At 72.8% G+C, this 7,587-nt stretch carries 5 protein-coding genes; all 5 read left to right on the top strand.

The annotated features are described in order from the left end of the window. The first annotated feature begins 1 nt into the window (after nt 1). Complete coding sequence (gene kdpA, locus K2X24_RS11890; RefSeq protein WP_292498182.1) at nt 2-1,717, top strand: potassium-transporting ATPase subunit KdpA; 1,716 nt, start codon at nt 2-4, stop codon at nt 1,715-1,717. Between the two features lies 1 nt (nt 1,718). After that, entirely contained in the window at nt 1,719-1,937 is a 219-nt protein-coding gene (locus K2X24_RS11885; RefSeq protein WP_292498180.1) for a hypothetical protein, read from the top strand. Between the two features lie 93 nt (nt 1,938-2,030). Continuing rightward, nucleotides 2,031-4,136 carry a potassium-transporting ATPase subunit KdpB gene (kdpB, locus tag K2X24_RS11880; RefSeq protein ID WP_292498178.1) on the top strand — a complete coding sequence of 702 codons (2,106 nt, stop codon included), beginning with the start codon at nt 2,031-2,033 and terminating at the stop codon, nt 4,134-4,136. Nucleotides 4,137-4,185: 49 nt separating this feature from the next. Continuing rightward, the gene (locus K2X24_RS11875) at nt 4,186-4,791 is read left to right on the top strand and encodes a K(+)-transporting ATPase subunit C (RefSeq protein WP_292498176.1); all 606 of its coding nucleotides are present in this window, start codon (nt 4,186-4,188) and stop codon (nt 4,789-4,791) included. A 20-nt stretch (nt 4,792-4,811) separates the two neighbouring features. Then, the coding region (locus K2X24_RS11870) for a sensor histidine kinase KdpD (protein WP_292498175.1) at nt 4,812-7,587 on the top strand (2,776 nt) is incomplete at its 3' end.

Genomic DNA, 7,587 nt, shown 5'->3' with positions numbered 1-7,587 from the left:
CATGACCCTCAACGGCTGGTTCCAGATCGCGCTGTTCTGCGCGGTCGTCGTCGCGCTGGCAAAGCCCCTCGGCGGCTACATGACCCGCGTGTTCGCGGGCGAGCGCACGGTCCTCTCCCCCGTGCTCGCGCCCGTCGAGCGCGGGCTCTACCGCGCCGCCGGCATCGATGCCGCCCAGGAGCAGCACTGGCTGGCCTACGCCCTGTCCATGCTGGCCTTCCACGGGCTGGGCTTCCTGGCGCTCTACGGGCTGCTGCGCCTGCAGACGGCGCTGCCGCTCAACCCGGACAGCCAGGGCGCGGTGGCGCCGGATCTCGCCTTCAACACGGCGGTGAGCTTCGTCACCAACACCAACTGGCAGTCCTACGGCGGCGAGACGACGCTGTCCTACCTCGCCCAGATGCTGGGCCTGACCCACCAGAACTTCCTCTCGGCCGCCAGCGGCATCGCCCTCGCCGTCGCCCTGGTGCGCGGGTTCAGCCGGGCCTCGGCCCGGACGGTCGGCTCGTTCTGGGTCGATCTCACCCGCACCACCCTCTACGTGCTGCTGCCGCTCTGCGTCGTCTACGCGCTGTTCCTCGTGTCCCAGGGCGTGCCCCAGACCCTCGGCGCGGCGGTGGAGGCCACCACCCTCGAAGGCGCGCGGCAGACCCTCGCGGTCGGGCCGGTGGCGAGCCAGGTCGCGATCAAGATGCTGGGCACCAACGGCGGCGGCTTCTTCAACGCCAACGCGGCCCATCCCTTCGAGAACCCGACCGCGCTGTCGAACTTCGTCCAGATGGTCTCGATCTTCGCCCTCGGCGCGGCGATGACCAACGTCTTCGGCCGCATGGTCGGCGACGAGCGCCAGGGCTGGGCGATCCTGGCCGCCATGGGCGTGCTGTTCCTGGCCGGCACCACGGTTCTCTACTGGGCCGAGGGCGCGGGCACCCCCGTGCTCGACGCCCTCGGCCTCACCGGCGGCAACATGGAGGGCAAGGAGGTCCGCTTCGGGATCCTCGCCTCGGCCCTGTTCGCGGCGGTGACCACGGCGGCCTCCTGCGGCGCGGTCAACGCCATGCACGACTCGTTCACGGCGCTCGGCGGCATGATCCCGCTGATCAACATGGAGCTCGGCGAGATCATCGTCGGCGGCGTCGGCGCCGGCCTCTACGGCATCCTGGTCTTCGTCATCGTGACGATCTTCGTGGCCGGCCTCATGGTCGGGCGCACCCCGGAATATCTCGGTAAGAAGATCGAGGGCCGCGAGGTCAAGATGGCGATGCTCGCCATCCTGTGCCTGCCCCTGATGATGCTGGGCTTCACGGCGCTGGCGACCGTGGTCGCCGCCGGCCTCGCGGGCCCGGCCAATGCCGGCCCGCACGGCTTCTCGGAGATCCTCTACGCCTTCACCTCGGCGGCGGCCAACAACGGCTCGGCCTTCGGGGGGCTCTCCGCCAACACGACCTTCTACAACACGACGCTCGGCCTCGGCATGCTGTTCGGGCGCTTCTTCGTCATCGTCCCGGCGCTGGCCATCGCGGGGTCGCTGGCCGCCAAGAAGACGCTGCCGGCCTCGGCCGGGACCTTGCCCACCCATGGCGGCCTGTTCGTCGGGCTGCTGGTGGGCGTGATCCTCATCGTGGGCGGCCTGACCTTCTTTCCCGCACTCGCCCTCGGGCCCATCGTCGAGCACCTCGCCGGCGGCCTCGGCCAGACGTATCCGGCGGGGGGCTGAGATGCCGCGCACCCTCCCCGCCCGGCGCATCCCCCGCCATCACCTCTCGGTCCGGCGGCCCACCCACGGGCGCCGCGTCCCCGGGCCGCCGGCGCCCGTCCGGCTCTCCGACCTGATCCTCGGGCTCCTCGGCGTCACGCTGCTGGGCGGGCTCGCCCTCATGGCCTCGGCCGCCCTGATCGGCCGCGCCCTGACCCTCGACGGCGCCCTCGTGCCCTGACGGCGCCCCGATGGCGCCCCGGCGCCCAGAACCGACATCCCGACCCGGCGCGCCGCGCCCGGTCTTCGACCCTCCCCTTCCGGACACCGCATCATGTCCCGTCCCGCCTCATCCCTGTTCAGCGCCGCCCTCGTCGGGCCGGCCCTCCTCGGCGCGTTCGCCAAGCTCGACCCGCGCGTCATGATCCGCAACCCGGTGATGTTCGTGGTCGAGGTCGTGGCCGCCCTGACCACCGTGCTGTTCGCCCGCGACCTCGCCGTCGGCGCGGACGGCCTCGCCTTCTCGGGCCAGATCATCCTCTGGCTCTGGTTCACCCTGATCTTCGCCAACTTCGCCGAGGCCCTGGCGGAGGGGCGTGGCAAGGCGCAGGCGGATTCCCTGCGCCGCACCCGCACCGAGATGCAGGCCAAGCGCCTCACCGGTCCGGGGCGCGACTACGAAATGGTCCCGGGAACCTCCCTCAAGGTGGGGGACGTGGTCCTCGTCGAGGCCGGCGACCTGATCCCGTCCGACGGCGAGGTCATCGCGGGCGTCGCCTCCGTCAACGAGGCCGCCATCACGGGTGAATCCGCCCCCGTCATCCGCGAATCCGGCGGCGACCGCTCGGCGGTGACCGGCGGCACGCAGGTGCTCTCCGACGCGATCCGGGTGCGGATCACGGCCGCCGCCGGCTCCACCTTCGTCGACCGCATGATCGCCCTGGTCGAGGGCGCCTCGCGCAGCAAGACCCCCAACGAGATCGCCCTCAACATCCTGCTAGCCGGCCTGACCCTGATCTTCCTGTTCGCCGTGGCGTCGATCCCGAGCTTCGCGTCCTATGCGGGGGGCGCCATCCCGGTCATCGTCCTGGTGGCGCTGTTCGTGACCCTCATCCCCACCACCATCGGGGCGCTCCTCTCGGCCATCGGCATCGCGGGCATGGACCGCCTGGTGCGCTTCAACGTGCTCGCCATGTCGGGCCGCGCCGTGGAGGCCGCCGGCGACGTCGATACGCTCCTCCTCGACAAGACCGGCACCATCACGCTGGGCAACCGGCAGGCCACCGCGTTCCGCCCCGTGCGCGGCGTCACCGAACAGGATCTGGCGGACGCCGCCCAGCTCGCCTCGCTCGCCGACGAGACGCCGGAGGGCCGCTCCATCGTGGTGCTGGCCAAGGATACCTACGGCCTCCGCGCGCGGGACATGGCCGGCCTCAACGCCACCTTCGTGCCCTTCACCGCCCAGTCGCGCATGTCCGGCGTCGACCTCGAAGGGTCGTCCATCCGCAAGGGCGCCGTCGACGCGGTCATCGCTTCTCTCTCCGGCCAACCCATGTCCGGCCAACCGATGGCGACCCGCGGCTCCAACGCGGCGCTGGCCTATCAGCCGGCCGCCGAGACCGAGGCGGTCGCCGAGATCCGCGCCATCGCCGAGGAGATCGCCAAGGCCGGCGGCACGCCGCTCGCGGTCTCCCGCGACGGACGCCTCCTCGGCGTGGTCTACCTGAAGGACATCGTGAAGGGCGGCATCGCCGAGCGCTTCGCGGAGCTCCGCCGGATGGGCATCCGCACCGTGATGATCACCGGCGACAACCCGATGACGGCGGCCGCCATCGCGGCGGAGGCCGGCGTCGACGACTTCCTGGCGCAGGCCACTCCGGAGGACAAGCTCGCGCTCATCCGCAAGGAGCAGGCGCAGGGCAAGCTGGTGGCCATGTGCGGCGACGGCACCAACGACGCGCCGGCCCTCGCCCAGGCCGATGTCGGCGTGGCGATGAACACCGGCACGGTGGCGGCCCGCGAGGCCGGCAACATGGTCGACCTCGATTCCGACCCGACCAAGCTCATCGAGATCGTGGGCATCGGCAAGCAGCTGCTGATGACCCGCGGGGCGCTGACCACCTTCTCGATCGCCAACGATGTGGCCAAGTACTTCGCGGTTCTCCCGGCGATGTTCCTGACGCTCTACCCGCAGCTCCAGGCCCTCAACGTCATGGGCCTCGCCTCGCCGCGGAGCGCCATCCTCTCGGCGATCATCTTCAACGCGCTCATCATCGTGGCGCTGATCCCGCTGGCGCTCAGGGGCGTGACCTACCGGCCGGTGGGGGCCGCGGCGCTCCTGCGGCGCAACCTCGCCGTCTACGGCCTCGGCGGCCTCCTGGTGCCCTTCCTCGGCATCAAGGCCATCGACCTCGCCGTCTCCGCCCTCCACCTCGTCTGATCTCCCGCGAATCGCCCTTCCCAAGAGTCCGCCAACCCCGGAGCCCGCCATGCTGTCCCAGCTTCGCCCCGCCCTCGTCCTGCTGGTCGCGCTCACGGCGCTAACCGGCCTCGCCTACCCCCTCGCGGTCACCGGGCTGGCAGGAACGCTCTTCCCCGCACAGGCCGCCGGCAGCCTGATCGCGCGCGACGGCCGGTTCGTCGGCTCGCGCCTGATCGGCCAGTCCTTCACGAGCGAGCGCTACTTCCAGGGCCGCCCGTCGGCCACGAGCGCCGCCGATCCGGCCGACGCCGCCAAGACCGTGCCGGCTCCCTACAACGCGGCGAACTCCGCGGGTTCCAACCTCGGGCCGACCAGCGCGGCGCTCGCCGAGCGCGTCCGAACCGATCGCGACGCCCGCGCGGCCGAGAACCCGGGCGTGCCCGTGCCGGTGGACCTCGTCACCGCGAGCGGCTCGGGCCTCGACCCCGACATCTCGCCGGAGGCCGCCCTGTTCCAGGTGCCCCGGGTGGCCAAGGCGCGCAACATCGCGCAGAACACCCTGCGCGACCTCGTGACGGCGCACGTCGCGGGCCGCGACTTCGGGCTCCTCGGCGAGCCGCGCGTCAACGTCCTGGCGCTCAACCTCGCCCTGGACGATCTGGCCCGTCGCTGAGCGCCGCGCGAGGAGGCCGCATGAGCGGGACTGGCCGCGACCCGAACCGCCCCTCGCCCGATGCGCTGCTGGAGGCCGCGCGCCGGGAGGCGCGCACGCGCGGCCGGCTCAAGGTCTTCCTCGGGGCCGCCCCCGGGGTCGGCAAGACCTACGAGATGCTCACCGTCGGCCGCGCCCGGCTGCAGGCCGGGATCGACGTGGTCGTCGGCGTGGTCGAGACCCACGGCCGGGCGGAGACGCAAGGCCTCCTCGACGGCTTCGAGACGATCCCGCGCCGCGCCGTGCCCTATCACGGCACGGTCCTTCAGGAGATGGACCTCGACGCCCTGCTGGCCCGGCGGCCGGCGCTGGCCCTGGTGGACGAGCTCGCCCACACCAATGCGCCGGGCTCGCGCCACCCGAAGCGCTACGGGGACGTGGAGGAACTGCTCGATGCCGGCATCGACGTCCTGACAACCCTGAACATCCAGCACGTGGAGAGCCTCAACGACGTGGTGGCCTCCATCACCCGCATCCGGGTGCGCGAGACCGTGCCGGACGGGGTCCTCGACCGGGCCGACGACATCGAGGTGGTGGACCTCAACCCGGACGACCTCATCGAGCGCCTCAAGGCCGGCAAGGTCTACCTCCCGAGTCATGCGGAGCGGGCGCTGAAGCACTACTTCTCGCGCGGCAACCTGACGGCTTTGCGGGAACTGGCGCTGCGCCGCACGGCCGACCGGGTGGACGACGAACTCCTCAGCCACATGCGGGCCAACGCGATCGCCGGGCCGTGGGCGGCCGGCGAGCGGGTGCTGGTCTGCGTCAGCGACGATCCCCGCTCCGCCGGCCTGGTGCGCTACGCCAAGCGCCTCGCCGACCGGCTGCACGCGCCCTGGACCGCGCTCTGCATCGAGGGGCCGCGCATGGTGGGCCTCAACGAGGCGGCGCGCGACCGGATCGCCGAGGCGCTGCGGCTGGCCGACCGGCTGGGAGGCGACGCCGTCACCCTGCCCGGCGGCCGGCGCATCGCCGACGACATCCTGGCCTATGCCCGCTCGGACAACGTCAACCACATCGTGGTCGGCAAGGCCTCGCGCTCCTGGCTGTTCGAACTCGTCAACGGCTCGGTCGTGCACGACCTCGTGCGCCGCAGCGGCAGCATCGGCGTGCACGTGGTGCCGGGCGACGCGGCGCCGGATCGAACGCCGGGCGAGACGCGGACCCCGCGCGCCGCCCGGGCCGCCCCGCCGCGCACCGTCGACGCCTGGCCCTACGCGCTCGCCCTCGCGTCGATCGCGGCCGGGCTCGGCGCGGCCCTCCTCGCCCAGCCCTATGCGGGCGTGGAGAACGCCGACCTCTTCCTCCTCACCGCCGTGGTGGCGGTGGCCGTGCGCTGGGGGCTCGGGCCCTCGCTCGCGGCGGTGGGCGCGTCCTCGCTCGCCTACAACTTCTTCTTCCTGCCGCCGGTCTACACCTTCACCATCGCCGACCCGACCAACGTGGCCGCCTTCCTGCTCTTCACCCTCGTGGCGGTGCTCGTCTCGAATCTCGCCGCCCGCGCCCGCTCGGTCGCGGTGGTGAGCCAGGGCCGCGCCCGGGCCACGGAGCGGCTCTACGGCTTCAGCCGCAAGCTCGCCGGATGCGGCACCCTCGACGACGTGCTCTGGGCGACCTCGGCCCAGATCGCCGCCATGCTGAAGGTCCGCGTGGTCCTGCTCCTGACCGAGCCCTCTCCCCCGGAGACCGGCGCCCTGAACGCCGGCACCTTGAACGCCGGCACCTTGGCGGTCCGGGCCGGCTACCCGCCGGAGGACCGGCTCGACGAGGCGGATCTCGGCGCGGCGCGCTGGGCCTTCGACAACGCGCGCCCGGCCGGACGCGGCGCCGACACCCTGCCGGGGGCCCGGCGGCTGTTCCTACCGATGCGCACGGGCCGCGGCATCGTCGGGGTGATCGGCCTCGACGCCGACGGCACCGGCCCGATCCTCTCGCCCGAGGACCGGCGCCTGTTCGACGCGCTGGCCGACATGGCGGCGCTCGCCATCGAGCGCGTCCGCCTCGTGGAGGATCTCGACCGGGCCGAGCGGGCCGCCGAGACCGACCGCCTGCGCCAGGCCCTGCTCACCTCGATCAGCCACGACCTGCGCACGCCGCTGGCCTCGGTGCTGGGGGCCGCCACCACCCTGCGCGACCTCGACGCGGCGCTCCCGCGCGAGGCCAAGGCCGACCTGCTCGCCACCATCATCGCCGAATCCGAGCGGCTCAACCGCTTCATCGTCAACCTCCTCGACATGACCCGCCTGGAGGCCGGGGCGGTGGCGGCCAACCTCACTCCGCAGGATGTCGGCGAGGCCGTCGACACGGCCCTGCGGCGCCTCGGGCCGATTCTGGCCGGACACCGCGTCGTCCTCGATCTCGCGGCCGATCTGCCGCCCCTGCGCCTCGACCCCGTCCTGTTCGAGCAGGTCCTGGTCAACCTCCTCGACAACGCCGCCAAGTACGCGCCGGAGGGCTCGACGGTGACGATCCGGGGCCGGCGCGAGGGCGGGCGCTCGGAGTCTGGACCAGCCGGACCCGGCCGGGTCCGCCTCGCGGTGCTCGACGAGGGGGACGGGCTGCCCGAGGCCGACGTGGAGCGCGTGTTCGACAAGTTCTACCGGGCCGCCAAGGGCGACAGCGTCCGGGCCGGAACGGGGCTCGGCCTCGCCATCGCCCGCGGCTTCGTCGAGGCCATGGGCGGCACCCTGACGGCCGGCAACCGGGGCGACCGCTCCGGCGCCGCCTTCACCATCCTGCTGCCGGTCCCGGGACGTG

The sequence above is a fragment of the Methylobacterium sp. genome, from assembly GCF_019750675.1.
Lineage (GTDB): Bacteria > Pseudomonadota > Alphaproteobacteria > Rhizobiales > Beijerinckiaceae > Methylobacterium.
Note: the sequence above shows the minus strand (reverse complement) of the source record. Positions and strands in the feature narration are given on the sequence as shown.

Bases quoted from the DNA above. Each gene is read 5' to 3' on its own strand.
- kdpA (WP_292498182.1), top strand. From the start codon at position 2: ATGACCCTCAACGGCTGGTTCCAGATCGCGCTGTTCTGCGCGGTCGTC.
- K2X24_RS11885 (WP_292498180.1), top strand. From the start codon at position 1,719: ATGCCGCGCACCCTCCCCGCCCGGCGCATCCCCCGCCATCACCTCTCG.
- kdpB (WP_292498178.1), top strand. From the start codon at position 2,031: ATGTCCCGTCCCGCCTCATCCCTGTTCAGCGCCGCCCTCGTCGGGCCG.
- K2X24_RS11875 (WP_292498176.1), top strand. From the start codon at position 4,186: ATGCTGTCCCAGCTTCGCCCCGCCCTCGTCCTGCTGGTCGCGCTCACG.